Origin of the sequence: Actinomadura sp. NPDC048394 (genome assembly GCF_040651755.1) — a bacterium.
Classification (GTDB): domain Bacteria; phylum Actinomycetota; class Actinomycetes; order Streptosporangiales; family Streptosporangiaceae; genus Spirillospora; species Spirillospora montaniterrae.
This window is the reverse complement of record NZ_JBEZJL010000017.1, coordinates 17,002-32,781: the sequence shown is the minus strand read 5'-3', so window position 1 is coordinate 32,781 and position 15,780 is coordinate 17,002. Positions and strand designations below refer to the sequence as shown.

The following is a 15,780-nucleotide window of genomic DNA, read 5'->3' as shown; positions in this document are numbered from 1 at the left end:
GACGCCCGCGCCGAACCGGGCGCGGGCGCCGTCCTCGTGGAGATCGGCTTGGCGGGATCAGGCGGGAACGGGCTCCGGCGCGCGGTCGCGGGCCGGCGCCTCGCCGGTGCCGCCGCTCTCGCCGCTCTCGTCCGGGGTGGACGGGCTCGACGTCAGCTCCTTCGGCGGCCCGTTGAAGACCGCCTCGTCCAGCAGCCCCTCCGACCGCGCGACCAGCACCGGGACGGTCAGCTGGCCGGTGACGTTCAGCGCCGTCCGGGCCATGTCGATGACCTTGTCGATCGCGATCAGGTAGCCGACGGCCTGCAGCGGCAGCCCCACCGTGGTGAGGGTCAGCGTGAGCGCGACCAGCGCCGGGCCGGGCGTGCCGCCGGTGCCGAGCTGCCCGATCACCGCGGCCAGCGCGATGAGCGCGTAGTCGGCGATGCCGAGGTGCACGCCGGTGTACTGGGCGACGAACACCGCCGCGACCGCCGGGTAGATCGCGCCGCAGCCGTCGAACTTGATCGTCGCGCCGAGCGGCTGCGCGAAGCTCGCGTACTCGCGCTGGACGCCGTTGCGCTCGATCGACACCCGCTGCGCGATCGGCAGCGTCGCCAGCGAGGACGACGACACGAACCCGAACTGGATCGCGGGCCAGGAGTTGCGCAGGAACTTCAGCGGGCTCACCCGGCCGAACGCGCGCAGCAACACCGGGTACCCGACCAGCAGCATGATCGCGACGGCCAGGTAGATCGCGCCGGTGAACTTCGCCAGCGGCGCGAGCGAGCTCGGCCCGTAGGTCGCGACGACCGACCCGATCAGGAAGAACGACCCGATCGGGGTGAGCCGCACGACCCACCAGACGACCTTCTGCATGACGGCGTACAGGTCGTCGATGAGGCTCGTCAGCCGCTCGCCGCGCGGCCCGATCGCGACCAGCGCCGCGCCGAACAGCACCGCGAACGTCACGACGCCGAGCACGTTGCCGTCCGCCATCGCCTTGACGATGTTGGACGGGAACAGGTTGTGGAGCACCTGCGTCCAGGTGACGGGGTCGGTCGTCGCGGACTCGCTGGCGAGCTTCCCGAGCCCCTGGCCCGGCTTGATCAGCAGCGCGACGGTCAGCCCGATCGCGGTCGCGATCGCCGAGGTCACCACGAACCAGCCGAGGGTCTTCGCGGTGAGCCGCGCGACGCTGCCGACGCCGCGGAGGCGGCCGACGCTCACCACGATCGCGGCGAACACCAGCGGCACGACGACGACCTTCAGCAGGCTGACGTAGACGTCGCCGAACGGGTCGAGCCAGTCGGCGGCGGTCTTCTCCCCGCCGCCGAAGTTGTTGATCAGGGCGCCGGCGGCGACGCCGAGCACCAGCGACAGCACGATCTGCTGCCAGAACTGCCATTTCCAGACACGGAGGTTCATCGAGGGGTTCTCCAGGGCAGCCGGGAACCGGCTGTGAAAAGGGGACGGGCTGTGGGCGCGAGAGGCTTCAGCGGCTACACAGCACGCTGGCGAGGCGGCACAGGTCGACGTGCAGCCGCGCCACGAGCAGGACGCTCTTCCCGGAGAACTTCACGAATCCTCTGAACAGCCGGCCCCGGACCGGATGTTCCCAGGTCAGGGGGTGACCCCTGTCACCTCAGCCGTCTGCGCCTCGACCGGGTCAGCACCCGGACGGTCCCGACGACGCCGAGCCCGATGAGCACCACCGGCACCATCACCGCCACCTCGACGGCGTGGCCGCCGGACAGCCCGTCGGCGAGGAAGATCCCCGCGAGCAGGAGGAAGAAGATCCCGGTCACCGGCCCCGCCGGGTCGAACCTGTACGGCCGCTCAGACACGGTGCACGTCCACGTCCCCGACCTTGCCGCGGATGCGCAGGTCGATCTCGGGCGGGTTCTTCACGGCCGCTCCCTCGGGCTCCAGCACGCGGATCACCTTGGCGTTCGGGCCGCTGGTCGTGCGGTGCTCGATGCGCAGGTCGCCGAGCGCGATCCGGGCGTCGAGCCGGACGCGGACGCCCTGCGGCACCTTGACCTCCATCCCGCCGAGGCCGACCCGCGCGTCGACCGAGACGTGCTGGCCTGTCGCGAGCGGCAGGGCGGTCAGGTCCAGGGTGCCCTGGCCGACGCCGATCCGGTACTCCTGGTGCGTGCTGGTCGCGTTCATCGGCCGCCACTCCATGTCGCCGTACTTAAGGTTCTCCGGCAGGTGCGCCGCGACCGAGGTGGCCAGCAGCGACAGGGCGAGCAGGGTTCCCACGGCGGCGAGGCCGCGCGTCCGGAACCAGCCGCCGACGATCAGGCCCAGCCCGACGACCGCGAGCGCGGGCGCCATGACGATCAGGGCCGACTCGGGCGCCGGGTAGCCGCGGGCGACGGGGATCAGCGCGGCGCCGGTGGCCATCGCCGCCAGCAGCGTGATCGTCGCCGCGGGCGACTTCGGGCGCTCGCGCCGCCGCTCCGGCGGGGGCGCGTCCTCCCACGGCTCCACGGGCGGTTCCGCGGTACGGGCCCGGCCGTAGGTGGCGAGGTCGATCATTCCTTCGGGGAGGCCGCCGCCCGTCCAGGCCGGTGCCTCCTTCTCCAGCGAGACGCTCTTGCCCGCGGTCCATTCGGGGGACGGGCCCGGCGGGTGCCCGGCGAACCGTTCGGGGATGGCCCGGGCCGCGCCGACGAGGTCGACGCCCCGCGCGTGGGCGACCAGCATGACCAGCCCGAACACGACCAGTACCGCGATCGAGTCCGTCGAGACGCCGCCGAACAGGCTGAGCGCGACGCCGACGCACAGCAGCGCCCCGAGCGCCGACAGCACCGCCGGCGCGTCGAACCACCGCCGGAACAGCCGTTCCGCGGCCGACGACTCGCCGGGGCTCGCCGGCATGAGCAGCGCGGCGACGATGTAGAGGAAGACGCCCTGCCCGTGCGCGAGGACCAGCAGCCCGAACCCCACGCGGAAGACGACGGGGTCGATGCCCGTGTACCGCCCGAGCCCGGTGCACACCCCGGCCAGCACGCGCCGTTCCGGATCCCGCGCCAGCCGCCGGCGCTCGCCGGCGTTCCGCTCCTCAGCCATGTCCACCATCGTGACCGCCCGGCACGCGGCGCGGTATCGGGGACGACCCTGACCGGACCCCGAGATCCCCCCGCCCCCCGGAATCGGGACCCTGAGGGAATTCGGGGTGCGGCCCTGATGCGGACGGGCCCGGGGGCGTGTGACGATCGGTGACGTGGGAGTACGTGGCGAAGGCCCGCGGGACGCGGGGGCGGCGGGCGGGGTGACGGCCGCGCCGTCGGCCGTGCCCGAGGCGGCGCGGCTCGAACGGGTGCCGGACGGGCGGCTCGTCGCGGGCGTGGCGCGCGGGCTCGCCGCGCACCTGGGCGTCGACGTGCTGATCGTCCGGTCGGCGTTCGTCCTGCTGACGGTGGCGAGCGGGCTCGGGCTCGCCGCGTACGGCGCGTTCTGGATCCTGGTGCCGGCGCGGGAGGGCGCGGCGGGGCGCCGGGGCCGCGACTGGGGGCAGCTCGCCGTCTACGCGGTGGTCACGCTCGGGCTGGCCGCGCTGCCGTGGGGGGCGGCGGGCAAGGCCGGCGGGCTGATGCAGTGGGCGATCTGGCCGTTCGTGCTCGGCGGCGTCGGCGCCGCGATCCTGTGGCAGCAGGCCGACCGGGACCAGCGGCAGCGGTGGGTGCTGCCGCTGCGGCAGCGCTGGCTGCGCAGCCTGCTCGGGCTGCTGCTGGTCGTCGGCGGGATCGGCGGGTTCGTCGCGCAGCGGGTGGACGTGGGGCAGGCCCGGTCGGTCGTCATCGCGATGCTGATCATCCTGACCGGGGTGACGCTGATCGTGACGCCGTGGGTGGTGCGGCTCTGGCAGGACCTGGACACCGAGCGCGCCGAGCGCGTCCGGTCGCAGGAGCGGGCCGAGCTGGCCGCGCACATCCACGACTCGGTGCTGCACACGCTGACGCTGATCCAGCGGAACGCGCACGACTCGAGGGAGGTGCAGCGGCTCGCCCGGTCGCAGGAGCGGACGCTGCGGACGTGGCTCTACCAGCCGCGCTCGGACCCGGACCAGACGTTCGCCGCGGCGATCAAGGCGGTGGCGGGCGAGGTCGAGGACGACCACGGCGTGCCGATCGAGGTGGTGTGCGTCGGGGACACCGAGCTGGACGACCGGCTGGGCGCGGCGCTGCAGGCGGCGCGGGAGGCGATGGTGAACGCCGCGAAGTACGCGGAGTCGCCGTCGGTGTCGGTGTACGCGGAGGTGGAGGGGGAGAAGGTCGCCATCTTCGTGCGGGACCGGGGGAAGGGATTCGACCTGGATCAGGTCCCGGAGGACCGGATGGGCGTCCGGGGGTCCATCATCGGACGCATGGAGCGCAACGGCGGCAAGGCCACCGTCCGCACGGCCCCGGGGGAGGGCACCGAGGTGCGGCTGGAAATGGACAAGGGATGAGCGGGAGCGGACCGGCGGGTGCGGGCGGTCGTCCCCCCTCGAAGGAGCAGGGCGTGAGCGAGCTGAAGCGGGTCGTGCTGGTGGACGACCACCAGATGTTCCGGACCGGGGTGAAGGCGGAGCTCGGCGGCGGCGTCGAGATCGTCGGGGAGGCCGGCGACGTCGACGAGGCGGTCTCGGTGATCCGCGCGACGACGCCGGACGTGGTGCTGCTGGACGTGCACCTTCCTGGCGGCGGCGGGATCGAGGTGCTGCGGCGGCTGACGGGGGTGGTGCCGTCGCGGTTCCTGGCGCTGTCGGTGTCGGACGCGGCGGAGGACGTGATCGGGGTGGTGCGCGGCGGCGCGCGCGGCTACGTCACCAAGACGATCTCAGGGCCGGAGCTGACGGACGCGATCGGCCGCGTCGCGGAGGGCGACGCGGTGTTCTCGCCGCGCCTGGCGGGGTTCGTGCTGGACGCGTTCGCGGCGACGGACGTCCCGGCGGTGGACCCGGAGCTCGACCAGATCACGCAGCGGGAGCGGGACGTGCTGCGGCTGATCGCCCGCGGCTACGCCTACAAGGAGATCGCGAAGGAGCTGTTCATCTCGGTGAAGACGGTGGAGACGCACGTCAGCAGCGTGCTGCGCAAGCTCCAGCTGTCGAACCGGCACGAGCTGTCGCGCTGGGCGGCCGCCCGCCGCCTGGTGTAGCGGACGGCCTCCTGGCCAGGGGCCTCAGTCCAGGCCGAGGAGTTCCGGCCTGCTCGCCCTCGCGCGCCACGCCTCGCGGGGGTCGGCGACGAGCCGCCGCGCCTCGAGGTCGAGCAGGCCGCTGACGTGCGCGACCTCTGCGGCGACGGTGCCGTCCGCGCGGCGGAACGCGTGGCGCACGCGGTAGGTCTTGCCGCCGCCCCACTCCCATTCGCAGGTCACGTCGACCCGGTCGCCGCCGCGCAGCTCGTGGTGGTACCTGATCACGGTCTCCAGGTTGACGGGCCCGAGGCCGCCGCGGACGAGGTCTTCGACGGACACCCCGGCGGCCTGCACGCAGGCGTAGCGCGCGTGGTCGGCGTACTGGACGTAGAACCCGCCGTTGAGATGCAGCTGCGGGTCGATCTCGTAGACGCGGACGTCCATCCGGACGCTGAACGGTTCGGCGGTGACGGTCATTCGGGGTCCTCCTGTCCGGCCCGCCAGCTCAGCGAGCGCTCGGTGAGGTAGCGGCGGCCGTCGTCGCGGATCTCCAGCCAGTCGCCGCGGACCCAGCCGCCGGCGGCCTGCGGGGAGAAGCCGTGCTTGCGGAACAGCGCGCTGGCCTCGGCCCTGGTGAGGCCCCGCCGGCCCCACTCGGTGATGAGCGCGAGGTGGCGGCTCTCCTCCGGCGGTTCGGCGGGGTCGGCGGCGACGGCGTCGGCCAGGGCCGCGAACCCGGCGCTGATCTGGCGCAGCGCCGCGGCGATCCGCTCGGCGCGCGGGTCCGGTGGCTCCATGGCCATAGCTTAGCAATCGGTACCGATCGCTTTGCGATGGGAGGGCCGCCCACTCCGCGCTACGTCGGCGTAATGGGTGTGAGCAAAATGTAATGTCCGGAATGTCGGGCATCATGATCAAGCGGTGCGCGGGATGTGACAGGGTCGCCTCCCATGAGTTACCCACCTCCCGGGCCCGCGCAGCCGGGCCCCGACCCCGCGGCCCCCTACCCGCCGCCGCCCATGCCGTCCGGACCCGCCTACGGCTCCGGGCCGCCGCGGGACGACAAGACCAACGGCATGGCCATCGCCGCGTTCGTCACCGGGCTGCTCGGCTGCTGCGGCATCGTCGGCGCCGTCCTCGGCTTCATCTCGCTCCGCCAGATCGCCGACCGCGGCGGCAAGGGCCGCGGCCTCGCCATCGCCGGCATCGCGCTGTCCGCGCTGTGGATCGTCGGCGGGACGATCGGCTACCTCGTCATCCCCGGCTCGGACTCCTCGTCCTCCGCCACCGGCCCGGACGGCACGCCGAAGCCGAAGACGACCAAGCCGGAGAAGATCGACGCGTACACGATGAAGGTCGGCGACTGCATCAACGACCCGGTCTCGTCCGGCGCCCCGGCGGACGAGTCCGCTCCGCCGGTCGAGGTGGAGAGCGTCAAGAAGGTGCCCTGCACCGGCCCGCACGACGGCGAGGTGCTGGCCGTCTTCAAGCTGACGCAGACCGTGATGCCCACCGACCAGGAGATGAGCCGGCTCGCCTCCACCGGCTGCAAGCTGCGCATCCAGCGCAGGCTCGACCGCGACCCGGCCGCCGCGCACCTCGGCCGGTCGTTCTACTACCCGACCGCCGACTCGTGGCGGGACGGCGACCGCGCCGTGACCTGCCTGGCGGTGAACGCCGCCGAGGGCAAGAAGCTCACCCGCCCCATCCGCGGCTGATCTCCGGCGTCTCCGCTGGGCGGCCGGCCCGCCGCTCAGCCCGACCCCGGACCCGCGCGACCCCGGACCCGCGCGATCGGCCCGCGCGATCGGCCCGGCGCGGGCCCTCAGTAGTCGCGCAGCTTGTAGGACTCGGTGACGGCGGAGATGCCGTCCATCTGCTCCTCGCTCGCCTCCGCCACGCCCATCTCGGCGGCGATCCGGTCGCGGTTCCGCTCGATGTTCCTGAGCGCGAGGTCCTGGTTCGCCGTGACGAAGTCGCGCAGCTCCGCCTCGTAGGCGGCGAACGCGGCGCGGTGGTCGCCGCCGGCGGCCTTCAGCTCGCCCGCCAGGACGTACGCGCCGACCATCGCCATGCTGGTGCCCTGGCCGGACGCGGGGGAACCGCAGTACCCGGCGTCGCCGAGCAGCGCCACCCGTCCCGCCGACCAGGCGTCCATGCGGATCTGCGCCATCGCGTCGAAGTGGAAGTCCGGCGCGGCGCGCATCGTCTCCAGCAGCCGCGGGATCGCCCCGCCGGCGTCCGCGAAGCGGCTCGCGAGCAGCCGCTTCTGGTCCTGGACGTCGCGCGGGTCGTAGGCGACCGGGCCGGGCGAGTCGAACCCCATGTAGACGCGGAGCTCGGCGTTGCCGCGGACGCTCATCGCCATCGCGCCCCACGCGTTCCCCGGCACCGGGAAGATCGTCTGCCAGCGGTCGAGGCCCAGCAGGTTCGGGGCCGTCCACACGCCGAGGTGGCTGCCGAGGTGGCGCAAATAGTCCTCCTCGGGGCCGAACGCCAGCCGCCGCACGTTGGAGTGCAGCCCGTCGGCGCCGACGACCAGGTCGAACGTCCGGGTCGCGCCGCCGTGGAAGATCACCCGGACGCCGTCGCCGCGCTGCTCCAGCCCGGCGATCGCGTCGTCGAAGAGGTACTCGATCCGGTCCCCGCCGGCCCCGGCGATCAGCTCGGCGAGGTCGTCGCGGAGGATCTCCACGTCGGGGCTCGCGAGGTCGCCGCCGCTGGCGGTGCGCTCGGTGGTGCGGAAGATCTCCTCGCCGTCCTGGCCGACGACCGACATGCCGCGCAGGTCGGTGCTCAGCCCGCGGGCCGCGTCCAGGATCCCCATCCGGTCCGCGACGTCCAGCGCCGGCCCCCGCACGTCGATCGCCTGCCCGCCGGGACGCATCCCGGGCGCCCGCTCCACGACCGTCACCGCGAACCCGTACCGGTCGAGCCAGTACGCGAGGGCCGGGCCGGCGATGCTCGCACCGGAGATCAGGATGTTCCTGCTGCGCATGAGCCGCTCCTTCGGAAGTTCGTGCCGCCTTCCCGAAGGCTCACCGCACGCGCTGACAGAACGCTGACGCTCCGCTCACCGGCCTGACGTCCCGCTGAGAGCCGGGGTCAGCCCGCCTCGCGCCCGGCCTCGCGCAGGGCCGAGACCACCATGGACGAGACATGCTCGACCGTCGCCACGCCCGCCGCCATCGTCGGGCTGTCGCCGCTGAACACCGCGACGACGAAGTCGTGGCCGCCGCCGGTGATGCGGCCGATGCTGTTGACCGCCCAGCCGTTGCCCTCGTACCGCAGCGGCACCCACCCGTTCTTGAGCGCGACCTTCTCGCCGGGACGCGCCGCCGCGCTGATCCCCCACGCCTGCGAGGGTGTCACCGAGCCCATCAGGCCGAGGACGTACCGGCGGTTCGCCGCGGTGAGCGGGCCGCCGTCCGCGGCGAGCATCCGCACCAGCCGCACCTGGTCGGCCGGGGTCGTCCACGACGACCCCCACGACACCGGGTACGGCACGGTGTGCCCGAGGCCGAACGCGGCGTTGGCGTTCTGGAGCCCCGCGTCGCGGCCGATGTCCGCGTACAGCGCGTCCGCCGCGTCGTTGTCGCTCTTGCGGATCATCCGCCCGGCCAGCGACCGCTCCCCGTCCGACAGGCCGACGCCCTGCCGCTGGTGCTGCAGCAGCAGCGCCGCCAGGATGTCGACCTTGATGACGCTGGCGGTGACGAACCGGGACGTCTCGTTCACCCCGAACGCCGTGCCGCCGCGCAGGTCCGCCGCCATCACGCCGGCGCGCCCCGGCCGGTCCCGCAGGTAGGCCAGGACGTTGCCGCGCAGCCGGAGCGGATCGAACATCGGTGCCTTCGCGACCGTCACCACCCGTCCGCCGGAGGAGCCGTGCTCCGGCCGGTGGACGGTGCCGGGCGGGTGCCCGTGCGTCATCGTCCAGGTGATGCCCGTTCCGGCGGCCACGGCACCGATGGCGATGCCGAGCACGGTGACGCTGCGCCGCATGCGATCCCCCGATTCGCGCGACGGCGGCCCGTCCCCCGGGGGCCGCCATGATCACCACGGCTCCTACCCGCCGGAACGGGAAGATCACCTGCACCCGGGACGGCCCCGCCCGCGCCTGGCAAGCGCCCATCCGCGCCGTGCCCGCGCCCCGCGCGCGCCCGGCCCGCGGTCAGAACTCGACGGGCAGCCGGGCCGGGCAGCCCGGCTCGCAGCGCTCGGCGTGCCACGCGACGCGCCGCGCGAACGAGCCGAACCGGCGGCGCAGCATCGCGCGCTTCAGCGGCGCGGTGCCCGGGATCCGCCCGTCGAACGCCCCGCGCCAGCGGATCAGCGTGTTCACCCCGTGCGGCTCCAGCGTGATGTCGACGCGGTAGCCGCGCGGCAGCCCGGCCATGGCGACGTAGCCGCAGTGGCGCGGCGGGTCGTAGGCGACGACCTCGTGCCGGGCGCGGGCCCAGAACGCGGCCCACTCGTCCCAGGAGTCCGCCACGAAGAGATGTTTGAAGATCACTTCTGGGGCGGCGTAGGTGGTGGCGGTGGCCTCGATCTCATGCGGCATGACATCCCCCCTGAGTCAGGACACAGCGGATGTATGCCCGATTCAGGGAAGATAACGGCTTGTGACGCGATGAATTTGGAGCGTGACCGATCCGGGGTCCGGCGCGGGGGTCAGGCCGTGTCGACGACCTGGAAGGCCTCGGCCAGCCGCCCGTCCCCGAACCCGGCCGCCTTGGCGTTCGCCGACAGCCAGCCGCGCAGCATGTTCGGCAGCTCGTCGCCCATGTGGGACGTCTGGCTGGCATGCGCGCGCAGCGCGTTCACCTTCCGGTCGAACTGGTCGGTGATGTCGACGTAGTGGTTCACCACCGGGCCGCCGCTCAGCCACACCTCGCGGGCCGTCCACGCCTCCAGGCCCTCGTCGGCCAGCAGCTCCGGGAACGCGTAGGGGTTGCGCGCGTCCGGGTACACCGCGTCCAGCGCCGCGCCGCCGACCGCGCGGTGGTCGGGGTGGCTCGGGTAGATCCGCTCGTAGTTGCGCTCCGGGCTCGGCATCAGCACCCGGTCGGGCCGCACCTGCCGGATCACGCGGGCGATGTCGCGGCGCAGCTCCAGCGTCGCCTCGACCCGCCCGTCCGGGTAGCCGAGGAACCGGACGTCGGTGACGCCGACGCACTTGGCCGCCGCGCGCTGCTCCTCGCGGCGCAGCGACGCCATCTCGTCCCGGGTGACGCCGTCGTCGAAACCGCCCGCGTCGCCGTCGGTGACCATCAGGTAGACGACCTCGATGCCCTGGTCCGTCCAGCCGGCCACCGACCCGGCGCAGCCGAAGTCGACGTCGTCCGGATGCGCCATCACGGCGAGGATCCGCTGCAGCCCGCTGTCGTCCAGAACGTTGGTCACGGCTTCAACCATAAAGTCTCCGAACGGATACGGGCACACCCAAGATCAGGGTTTCCGCGAACCCGCAGGCCGCCGCGGCGGCGGCCGGTCAGAGCGACAGCACGGCCGCGAGAAGGCGCTCCTGGAAGGCCCGCACGTCGCTGCCGACCGCCACCTTCACCGGCCGGCGGGTGTCGTCGGCGGGCAGGGACCGCGCGTCCCAGACGGTCGTGCCGCGCGTCAGCTCGCCGCGCAGCTCCACCCGCACCGGCCGCTGCACGTACTCGCCGAGCCCGGGGTCGACCGCCAGCATCGCCGCCAGCGCGTCGTGGATGACGGCGCCCCGGCGCCGCAGCGTCGGCGTGTAGGCGTCGGCGTAGAACTCCAGGATCCGGGCGGCGAACCGCGCGACGGGGGAGTCGTGCGCCGCCAGCCGGTCGAGCCAGTCGTCGTGGACGGCGGTCGGGTGCGTCGCGTCCAGCGGCACCAGGACGACCGGCCAGTCCGCCGCGAACACCAGGTCGGCGGCCTCCGGGTCGTGCCAGATGTTCGCCTCGGCGTGCGTGGTGATGTTGCCGGGGTGGCCGAACGCGCCGCCCATCACGACCACCTCGCGGACCAGCGACGGCAGCTCCTCGTCCAGCAGCAGCGCCGCGCCGAGGTTGGTCAGCGGGCCCGTCGCGAGCAGCGTCAGCTCGCCGGGCCGCTCCCGCGCCAGCCGGACGATCTGCGCGGCGGCCGGTTCGGCGACCGGGCGCCCCGCCGGGGCGGGCGGGTTCGTGTCGCCGAGGCCGTCGCGGCCGTGCCAGTCGAGCGCGTAGTGGACGTCCTGCGCCATCGGGCGGGCGGCGCCGACCGCGACCGGCACCCCCTTCTCGCCCGCCTCCATCCCGGCCGCCTCCAGCACGCGCAGCGTGTTGAGGGCCCCGGTCAGCGGGTCGATGTTGCCGTGCACCGTGCCGACCCCGGCGAGCTCGGCCTCGCCCGCGCGGACGAGGGAGGCGAGGTAGAGCAGGGTCAGCGCGTCGTCGATGCCGGTGTCGCAGTCGAACAGCAGAACGGGAGCTTTCGTCACCCGTGCAACCTATGCCGGGAGGGCGGCCGGCGGCATCCCGATAACCGGCACGTGAAGATCGTGATTGGGCCTGGGACGGGGCGCCGTGCCGGGGTAGAGCTGAGACATGCGCAAACTCATCAACGATCCGGAGAACGTGGTCGCCGACGCGCTGCGCGGCCTCGCCGCCGCGCATCCGTCGCTGCGGGTCGATCCCGAGAACGGCACGGTCGTGCGGGCGGACGCGCCGCGCGCCGGCAGGGTCGCCCTGGTGTCGGGGGGCGGCTCCGGGCACGAGCCGCTGCACGCCGGGTTCGTCGGCCACGGGATGCTCGACGCTGCCTGCTGCGGCCAGGTGTTCACCTCGCCCGTCCCGGACCAGATCATCGCCGCGACGATGGCGGTGAACGGCGGCGCCGGCGTGCTGCACATCGTCAAGAACTACACCGGCGATGTGCTCAACTTCCGGATGGCCGCGGAGCTGGCCGAGGACGAGGACATCGAGGTCGCGTCGGTGATCGTCAACGACGACGTCGCCGTGGAGGACAGCCTCTACACCGCCGGTCGGCGCGGCACCGGCGCCACCCTGTTCGTGGAGAAGATCGCGGGGGCGCTCGCGGAGGAGGGCGCCGACCTCGCGTCCGTCGCCGCCGTCGCCCGCGAGGTCAACGAGCGGAGCCGCTCGTTCGGCGTCGCGCTGTCGCCGTGCACGGTGCCCGCCGCCGGGGAGCCGACGTTCCAGCTCGAGGAGGGCGAGATGGAGCTCGGCATCGGCATCCACGGCGAGCCGGGCCGCGAGCGCGTCCCGCTGGCGGACGCCGACGCGATCGTGGACGCGTCCCTCAGCGCGATCGACGCGGACATGCCGGTGTCGGGGTCCGAGCTGCTCGTGCTGGTGAACGGGATGGGCGGCACCCCGCTGATGGAGCAGTACATCGCGTACGCGGCGGCGGCCCGCTGGCTGGAGGGGCACGGCGCCACGGTCGTCCGCCCGCTCGTCGGCCCGTACGTCACGAGCCTGGAGATGGCCGGCAGCATGATCAGCGTGTGCCGGCTGACGCCCGACCTGACCCGCCTCTGGGACGCGTCCGTCGAGACGCCCGCGCTGCGGTGGGGCCGGTGACCGGGCAAGTGAGCGCGGGGCTGGACGCGCGGGGCGCCGCGGCGTGGATCCGCCGCGCCGCCGAGCTGGTGTCCGCCGAGGCCGAGCGGCTGACCCGGCTGGACGCGGCGATCGGCGACGGCGACCACGGCCACAACCTGCACCGCGGGTTCACCGCGGCCGTCGCCGCCCTCCCCGGCGACGCGGAGCTCGGCGAGACGCGCCCGGGCAAGGTGCTGATCGCCGCCGGGCGGGCCATCGTGTCCAAGACGGGCGGCGCGTCCGGCCCCCTCTACGGCACGGCGCTGCGCCGCGCGGGCAAGGCGCTCGGCGACGCGTCCGAGGCGGACGCCGCGGCGGTCGGCGCCGCGCTGAAGGCCGCGCTGGAGGGCGTCCAGGAGCTGGGCCAGGCGAACGAGGGGGACAAGACCATGATCGACGCGCTGGCCCCGGCGGCCGCCGCCTACGCGGCCGCGCTCGACGGCGGCGCCGATCTCGCCGGCTCCGCGCGCGCCGCGGCCGACGCCGCGGACGCGGGCGCCGCCGCGACCGTCCCGATGCAGGCGCGCAAGGGCCGCGCCAGCTACCTCGGCCCGCGCAGCACCGGCCACCTGGACCCCGGCGCCTCGTCCACCGCGCTCGTCCTGCGCGCGCTCGCCGACGTCACCGGACGGGAGTGACCGTGGTCGGGATCGTGATCATCTCGCACAGCCGGACGCTCGCCGAGGGCGTCGCGGAGGTGGCCCGCGCCATGGGCGTGGGGAAGGCCGTCGTCGAGCCCGCCGGCGGCGACTCCGAGGGCGGCCTCGGCACCAGCATCGACCTCGTCGAGGACGCCGTGGCGCGGGCCGACGGCGGTGACGGCGTGCTGCTGCTCGCCGACATCGGCAGCTCCGTCCTCACCGCCAAGATGCTCATCGAGGACGCCGAGGGCGAGCGGATCCTGCTCGCCGACGCGCCGCTGGTCGAGGGCGCGGTCGCCGCCGCGTCCATGGCCGCGACGGGCGCCGACCTCCCCGCCGTGCACGCCGCCGCCGAGTCCGCCCGGGAGCACCGCAAGACCTGATCAGCCGGGGCCGCCGGGCTCCGCGCCGCCGATCCCCGGGTCGTCGAGCAGGACGCCGATGGGGGACGGCTCGGACGGGTCGCCGCGCACCTCGTACACGCGGGGCGCCTCGGCGCCGCCGTCCGGGTCGTCCACCGTCACCCGGTACCCGGGCAGGTCCGCCCCGATCTCCCCGGTGTCCCCGCGGGCGTGCGCGGCGGCCAGCGCGTCGACCGCCCGCCGCACCCGCTCCGCCCGGCCGGCGGGGAGGCCGGACGTGTCGTAGCGCGCGACCACCACCGCGCGGCCGGTGAAACCGCCCGTGCTCTCGACCGTCACGCGCATCGCCGTCCGGCCTCCCTCGCCCGTCCCGATTCCTTGTCCCGGTCCCTGCCCGCCCGGTCCCGGTTCCCTACTTGCTGAACGCGCGGCGCAGCTCGTCCAGTTCGTCGCGGAGGATGTCGTCGTCGTCCAGCGAGCCGCGCCTCGCCAGCTTCTCCGGCGCGACGACCTGGTACTCCGGCATCTGCATCGTGCCGCAGCACAGCGACCGGTCCTGCTCGGCCCGCAGGCTCGCCGAGTGCTCGTCGTGCGGCCCGACCTCCGTGACGTCCTGCCCGTCGCCGGTGTAGTCGGCGTCGGTCATCCGCATCTCGCCGCTCATCAGGTCGCGCAGCGGGGTCGCCGCCGTCGTGATCTCGCGGACCGCGAACCGGTTCCGGATGAACGTCCGGTAGATCGCCGGGTCGCCCCGGCCGGCCGAGATCTGCAGCATCTTGTTCGCGACGTCCACGTACAGCGCGCCCGTCGCCGGGGCCGCCACGATCGCGTCGAACAGCAGCTTGCAGAGCCCCTGCGCGACCTCCATGAGCAGGACCGTCAGGTCCTTGGTGCGGCGCTGCCGGGCCGTCTCGAACAGGTACACGTCGGCGAGGACGTCGTAGATCGCGCCGGTGAACACCTGCGAGATCGCGTGCACCTCGTTGCCGACCTGGCTGAGCTTGAGGTCGTTGTCGGCGTTGCGGAGCCCGGCGGGCATGCCGAGCGCCTTGCCGAACTCCTCCGCGAGCTCCGGCAGGAACGACCGGTCGTGCAGGTTCGCCTTGGTCAGGGAGACGAACGCCTCGGCCTGGTCCGGCTGCGCCAGCGCCAGGAAGATCGCGGTGAGGTCGCCGAACGACTCGTGCAGGCCGCCGGTCTGCGGCGGGTTCCCCGCCGACAGCCAGCCGGGCTTCAGCCCGTCCAGCACCGAGTGGCCGGTCTCGTGCGACACGATGTCGAGCGACCGGCACGTGTACAGGACGCTGGACGGCGGCTGCCCCTGCGGCGTGAAGAACAGGAACTTCAGCGCCTTGGCCGTCCGGCTGTAGAACGCGTTGGCGCCCTCCCCGGCGTGCGGGAACACCGTGATGGGGTCGGTGTTGCCGCCGACGTTCCAGGCGAACGGGATGGGGTTGCCGCCGTTGTGCCGCTCGTACATCGCGATCGTCTCGCGGACGACCGCGAAGGTGTGCGCGCAGTCGAACTGCGGCGAGTTGGGCGCGAACACGAAGTCGCCGCTGGCGTTGCGGGCGACCGGTGTCGTACCGGCCAGGTCCGTCCTGGCGCGGGCGTCGGCCGGGCCGTTCAGCACGACCGTCGGAACGAACGTGAGCCGGACGCCGAGGTCGGCGACCGACGGGTCCTGCTTGTAGATGAGGAAGCGGTGCCCGGTCGCGACCGGTACCGGGATCGGCACCGGACGCGGCACCGGGACGGGGGCGGCGGCCGCCCCCTCGACGCGGAATCGCGGCGCCATCCGGCCCGTGAGGGCCTCGGGGACCTCCACGCCCCGGCGTCCGCTCTGCTGGATCTGGCGTTCCTCCTGGTGGATCGTCATCGATGCCACCTTCCGTCACCGTGCGCGAGCCCCCGATGGCCCTACGCGGCCGCGGGCGGTCGTGCGGCACCCCCGGCGGTCATCTGGCGGGAGTGCCGGCGGTGCCTCGTCGTTCGGGACCGCCCGCGCGGCCTACGCTCCGCCCGTCACAAGGTCGAGTCAACCCGGAAAGGCCACCGGTGAGGCCGGTGTCCTCATCC

At 73.8% G+C, this 15,780-nt stretch carries 19 protein-coding genes; 6 read left to right on the top strand and 13 right to left on the bottom strand.

What is annotated here, in order from left to right; all coding sequences use genetic code 11:
- Nucleotides 1-57 precede the first annotated feature (57 nt).
- From AB0C78_RS14160 to AB0C78_RS14145, 4 genes are all read right to left on the bottom strand, one after another.
- A complete protein-coding gene (locus AB0C78_RS14160) occupies nt 58-1,407 on the bottom strand; it encodes a dicarboxylate/amino acid:cation symporter (protein ID WP_360746837.1) in 1,350 nt (449 codons plus the stop codon).
- Between the two features lie 67 nt (nt 1,408-1,474).
- Nucleotides 1,475-1,561 (bottom strand): putative leader peptide, encoded by an 87-nt coding sequence (locus AB0C78_RS14155; RefSeq protein ID WP_360747061.1) that lies wholly within the window; start codon nt 1,559-1,561, stop codon nt 1,475-1,477.
- A gap of 58 nt (nt 1,562-1,619) precedes the next feature.
- A complete protein-coding gene (locus tag AB0C78_RS14150) occupies nt 1,620-1,826 on the bottom strand; it encodes a hypothetical protein (protein WP_151541705.1) in 207 nt (68 codons plus the stop codon).
- A complete protein-coding gene (locus AB0C78_RS14145) occupies nt 1,819-3,060 on the bottom strand; it encodes a PspC domain-containing protein (RefSeq protein WP_360746834.1) in 1,242 nt (413 codons plus the stop codon). Before AB0C78_RS14145 ends, AB0C78_RS14150 begins: the two co-directional genes overlap by 8 nt.
- Nucleotides 3,061-3,283: 223 nt before the next feature.
- Here AB0C78_RS14145 and AB0C78_RS14140 point away from each other — a divergent pair, with 223 nt between their 5' ends.
- Nucleotides 3,284-4,441 (top strand): PspC domain-containing protein, encoded by a 1,158-nt coding sequence (locus tag AB0C78_RS14140; RefSeq protein ID WP_360747058.1) that lies wholly within the window; start codon nt 3,284-3,286, stop codon nt 4,439-4,441.
- Nucleotides 4,442-4,494: 53 nt separating this feature from the next.
- On the top strand, nt 4,495-5,133 hold the full coding sequence (locus AB0C78_RS14135; protein ID WP_360746831.1) for a response regulator transcription factor: 639 nt from the start codon (nt 4,495-4,497) through the stop codon (nt 5,131-5,133).
- Nucleotides 5,134-5,157: 24 nt separating this feature from the next.
- On the opposite strand, the gene AB0C78_RS14130 is transcribed toward AB0C78_RS14135, so the two are convergent.
- Both AB0C78_RS14130 and AB0C78_RS14125 read right to left on the bottom strand, forming a co-directional pair.
- Nucleotides 5,158-5,592 (bottom strand): acyl-CoA thioesterase, encoded by a 435-nt coding sequence (locus AB0C78_RS14130; RefSeq protein WP_360746828.1) that lies wholly within the window; start codon nt 5,590-5,592, stop codon nt 5,158-5,160.
- Nucleotides 5,589-5,912, bottom strand: a complete 324-nt coding sequence (locus AB0C78_RS14125; protein ID WP_360746825.1) for a hypothetical protein — start codon at nt 5,910-5,912, stop codon at nt 5,589-5,591. Before AB0C78_RS14125 ends, AB0C78_RS14130 begins: the two co-directional genes overlap by 4 nt.
- A 153-nt stretch (nt 5,913-6,065) precedes the next feature.
- On the opposite strand from AB0C78_RS14125, the gene AB0C78_RS14120 reads away from it, so the two are divergent.
- Nucleotides 6,066-6,833: a DUF4190 domain-containing protein gene (locus tag AB0C78_RS14120; RefSeq protein WP_360746822.1), complete on the top strand. Its 768-nt coding sequence runs from the start codon at nt 6,066-6,068 to the stop codon at nt 6,831-6,833.
- A gap of 107 nt (nt 6,834-6,940) precedes the next feature.
- Here AB0C78_RS14120 and AB0C78_RS14115 read toward each other — a convergent pair whose 3' ends face one another.
- The 5 genes from AB0C78_RS14115 to AB0C78_RS14095 form a co-directional block, all read right to left on the bottom strand.
- Entirely contained in the window at nt 6,941-8,113 is a 1,173-nt protein-coding gene (locus AB0C78_RS14115) for an FAD-dependent monooxygenase (RefSeq protein ID WP_360746820.1), read from the bottom strand.
- A 107-nt stretch (nt 8,114-8,220) separates the two neighbouring features.
- A complete protein-coding gene (locus AB0C78_RS14110) occupies nt 8,221-9,120 on the bottom strand; it encodes a serine hydrolase (protein WP_360746817.1) in 900 nt (299 codons plus the stop codon).
- A 169-nt stretch (nt 9,121-9,289) separates the two neighbouring features.
- Complete coding sequence (locus AB0C78_RS14105; protein ID WP_360746814.1) at nt 9,290-9,679, bottom strand: SRPBCC family protein; 390 nt, start codon at nt 9,677-9,679, stop codon at nt 9,290-9,292.
- A gap of 110 nt (nt 9,680-9,789) precedes the next feature.
- Nucleotides 9,790-10,533: a PIG-L deacetylase family protein gene (locus AB0C78_RS14100; protein WP_360746811.1), complete on the bottom strand. Its 744-nt coding sequence runs from the start codon at nt 10,531-10,533 to the stop codon at nt 9,790-9,792.
- A gap of 76 nt (nt 10,534-10,609) precedes the next feature.
- Nucleotides 10,610-11,575: a nucleoside hydrolase gene (locus AB0C78_RS14095; RefSeq protein ID WP_360746808.1), complete on the bottom strand. Its 966-nt coding sequence runs from the start codon at nt 11,573-11,575 to the stop codon at nt 10,610-10,612.
- 106 nt (nt 11,576-11,681) lie between these two features.
- Here AB0C78_RS14095 and dhaK point away from each other — a divergent pair, with 106 nt between their 5' ends.
- From dhaK to dhaM, 3 genes are read left to right on the top strand one after another with little or no spacing between them, the layout of a single operon-like run.
- Nucleotides 11,682-12,677, top strand: coding sequence for a dihydroxyacetone kinase subunit DhaK (dhaK, locus tag AB0C78_RS14090; RefSeq protein ID WP_360746805.1), 996 nt, complete (start codon nt 11,682-11,684; stop codon nt 12,675-12,677).
- Nucleotides 12,674-13,336, top strand: coding sequence for a dihydroxyacetone kinase subunit DhaL (gene dhaL, locus AB0C78_RS14085; protein WP_360746802.1), 663 nt, complete (start codon nt 12,674-12,676; stop codon nt 13,334-13,336). Before dhaK ends, dhaL begins: the two co-directional genes overlap by 4 nt.
- A gap of 2 nt (nt 13,337-13,338) precedes the next feature.
- Complete coding sequence (gene dhaM / locus AB0C78_RS14080; protein ID WP_151541716.1) at nt 13,339-13,722, top strand: dihydroxyacetone kinase phosphoryl donor subunit DhaM; 384 nt, start codon at nt 13,339-13,341, stop codon at nt 13,720-13,722.
- Here dhaM and AB0C78_RS14075 read toward each other — a convergent pair whose 3' ends face one another.
- Together AB0C78_RS14075 and AB0C78_RS14070 are read right to left on the bottom strand one after the other, a co-directional pair.
- On the bottom strand, nt 13,723-14,046 hold the full coding sequence (locus AB0C78_RS14075) for a protealysin inhibitor emfourin (RefSeq protein ID WP_360746799.1): 324 nt from the start codon (nt 14,044-14,046) through the stop codon (nt 13,723-13,725).
- 67 nt (nt 14,047-14,113) lie between these two features.
- The gene (locus tag AB0C78_RS14070) at nt 14,114-15,580 is read right to left on the bottom strand and encodes a hypothetical protein (RefSeq protein ID WP_360746796.1); all 1,467 of its coding nucleotides are present in this window, start codon (nt 15,578-15,580) and stop codon (nt 14,114-14,116) included.
- Nucleotides 15,581-15,780 lie beyond the last annotated feature (200 nt).

Coding starts and splice junctions, on each gene's coding strand:
- AB0C78_RS14070 (WP_360746796.1), bottom strand. CDS start 15,580: ATGACGATCCACCAGGAGGAACGCCAGATCCAGCAGAGCGGACGCCGG.
- AB0C78_RS14160 (WP_360746837.1), bottom strand. CDS start 1,407: ATGAACCTCCGTGTCTGGAAATGGCAGTTCTGGCAGCAGATCGTGCTG.
- AB0C78_RS14145 (WP_360746834.1), bottom strand. CDS start 3,060: ATGGCTGAGGAGCGGAACGCCGGCGAGCGCCGGCGGCTGGCGCGGGAT.
- AB0C78_RS14125 (WP_360746825.1), bottom strand. CDS start 5,912: ATGGAGCCACCGGACCCGCGCGCCGAGCGGATCGCCGCGGCGCTGCGC.
- AB0C78_RS14120 (WP_360746822.1), top strand. CDS start 6,066: ATGAGTTACCCACCTCCCGGGCCCGCGCAGCCGGGCCCCGACCCCGCG.
- AB0C78_RS14100 (WP_360746811.1), bottom strand. CDS start 10,533: ATGGTTGAAGCCGTGACCAACGTTCTGGACGACAGCGGGCTGCAGCGG.
- AB0C78_RS14075 (WP_360746799.1), bottom strand. CDS start 14,046: ATGCGCGTGACGGTCGAGAGCACGGGCGGTTTCACCGGCCGCGCGGTG.
- AB0C78_RS14110 (WP_360746817.1), bottom strand. CDS start 9,120: ATGCGGCGCAGCGTCACCGTGCTCGGCATCGCCATCGGTGCCGTGGCC.
- AB0C78_RS14105 (WP_360746814.1), bottom strand. CDS start 9,679: ATGCCGCATGAGATCGAGGCCACCGCCACCACCTACGCCGCCCCAGAA.
- AB0C78_RS14130 (WP_360746828.1), bottom strand. CDS start 5,592: ATGACCGTCACCGCCGAACCGTTCAGCGTCCGGATGGACGTCCGCGTC.
- AB0C78_RS14115 (WP_360746820.1), bottom strand. CDS start 8,113: ATGCGCAGCAGGAACATCCTGATCTCCGGTGCGAGCATCGCCGGCCCG.
- dhaK (WP_360746805.1), top strand. CDS start 11,682: ATGCGCAAACTCATCAACGATCCGGAGAACGTGGTCGCCGACGCGCTG.